The 373-nt window shown below is 52.5% G+C and carries 1 pseudogene; it reads left to right on the top strand.

Features of this window, described 5'->3' with window-relative positions:
- A pseudogene (locus P0D73_RS46830) lies at positions 1-373 on the top strand (hypothetical protein); the annotation flags it as partial.

Below are 373 nucleotides of genomic sequence, written 5' to 3'. Positions count from 1 at the left end.
TGACGCGCACCAGCTTGCCCGTGATCGCGTCATGGAGGTCCTTGCCAAATTGCGGGCAGCGGGCTGGAAGCGATATATCGACGTAGAAGACCCACGCCTTACTGGCAAGCAGGCTTGGAATTTCGCCGCTTCGCGCGCAGCAAACTGGGCGTACTCGCTGGATTCTACCTACACGCCAACGATGGATGAATGGATCAAAGCAAAAGGGAAATTTCCAAAGTGGGTTTTCTATGCGGATGGCGTATATCTTGAGTTTTCGATTTTTGAGAGCAACATGGGAGGCTTCGTCGGTAAGAGTACGTATCTTCTGGGTGTGAACGTAAAGAACGAGTACGCTTTTTATGGTCTTGGCTACTTCCCCGGCGACGCGGAC

It is taken from the genome of Paraburkholderia sp. RL18-101-BIB-B, assembly GCF_046026985.1.
Classification (GTDB): domain Bacteria; phylum Pseudomonadota; class Gammaproteobacteria; order Burkholderiales; family Burkholderiaceae; genus Paraburkholderia.
The sequence above is the reverse complement of the archived record's forward strand: the minus strand, read 5'-3'. Positions and strand labels throughout refer to the sequence as shown.